Raw genomic sequence first — 1,354 nt, 5'->3', positions numbered from 1 at the left:
AGTAAAAATGTACGAATACCAGGAATTCGGCACCTACACCAGCGAAGGCGACAGCGACAGTGACGAAACAAGGTTCACCTTCACCGGCGCCCCCTATTTCTCCGGCCCCGGGCTATACCAGATGGGAGCCAGGTATTATAACCCCGAGATAGGGAGGTTTATCACCAATGACACCTACCGGGGCAATATCTACGAGCCCTGGACGCAGAATCTTTATACTTATTGCAACAACAATCCGGTGAACTATGTGGACCCGACAGGGCATAGATACTTAATGATTCCACAATACCAAGAAAATCAAAGAAAAAAGCTGTCACAATTTAGCAATGACATGGAAGCTACTGGTATTTTGGACTTTGTTAGAGATGCCCTTGACTATAGTGGACCAACCCTACTTGGAGGATTTGGAACGGTAGCTCGTAAGGGTGAAAAGGAATTAGTTAAGCGTGGGGGTCCTTTAATAGAGAGGATAAGTTCTGGTTCAGGTGAAATTAAAAATGTTTATGATTCCATTAAAAAAGCACCGAAATATCCTCAAGGTTTTAAGGGTATACAAAATGGAACTGTGAAAGCTAATATTAAAAACAAAGATGTTCTAGAAGAACTAAGGGAAATAGAGTCTGGACAGTGGAAAAAAGTTTATAAAGACGGCTATGATAAAAACGACAAAAAAATAACAATTCATTATTTTGAAAGCCCTTCTGGGAAAGTGTTTGATGTAAAAGTTAAGTCTGGATGGAGTAATAATTAAAAGAGGTAAGAGAAATGGAATTAAAAATTAGTGTCTCGAAAAAAAATGAAATAGAACGGATTCTTACTATACTAGAGTTAGGTATGTTAACTGCACTAGAAAAAGGATCTATAAAAATTGACGAGGCTGAAGGATACTTATTTAATCCATATACTGTTGATTATTTAGAAAAACTGGGCTTAAATAATAAGGTAATTGAAGTTATTAGACAAGGATGCGAACTTGAGGATGTTGAAAGCTTATTTCCTCAAAAATTGCGTAGTGCTATTCATAGGCTTAAGGAGGAAACTATGAATATATTAGAATCACTCACTGCTCCTAACCTTCCTACTGAGAAGCTAATAAAAAAATAACAAAGTACACAAAATAGAGGAATAACAGGAATAACATGTAACAGGACTAACATGGGGACGGTTCCGATGTTATGATTAGTTGTAGAATTTTGTGTTGGGCTAAACTTTATTTATTGCAGTCTAATGTTATGATTAGCTAAAAATTTTTAGGACTAAAGCGGAGGCCATCATGAAAACGGCACCTTCACCTACAACACCGCGGACCGTTTGTCCGAAAAAACCATAGAAACATCCGAGGACGGAGTAAGAG

At 37.9% G+C, this 1,354-nt stretch carries 2 protein-coding genes; both read left to right on the top strand.

Annotated features, from left to right (window positions below):
* A partial coding sequence (locus DCCM_RS06780; protein WP_231702683.1) for an RHS repeat-associated core domain-containing protein occupies positions 1 to 751 on the top strand: 751 nt, incomplete at its 5' end.
* Positions 752 to 765: 14 nt separating this feature from the next.
* Positions 766 to 1,104 carry a DUF3969 family protein gene (locus DCCM_RS06775; RefSeq protein WP_104371678.1) on the top strand — a complete coding sequence of 113 codons (339 nt, stop codon included), beginning with the start codon at positions 766 to 768 and terminating at the stop codon, positions 1,102 to 1,104.
* Positions 1,105 to 1,354: the final 250 nt, after the last annotated feature.

Origin of the sequence: Desulfocucumis palustris (assembly GCF_002933875.1) — a bacterium.
Classification (GTDB): Bacteria; Bacillota; Desulfotomaculia; order Desulfotomaculales; family Desulfocucumaceae; genus Desulfocucumis; species Desulfocucumis palustris.
Note: the sequence above shows the minus strand (reverse complement) of the source record. Positions and strands in the feature narration are given on the sequence as shown.

What these genes read in the sequence shown, in the direction of transcription:
- DCCM_RS06775 (WP_104371678.1), top strand. Translation starts at nt 766, where the DNA reads ATGGAATTAAAAATTAGTGTCTCGAAAAAAAATGAAATAGAACGGATT.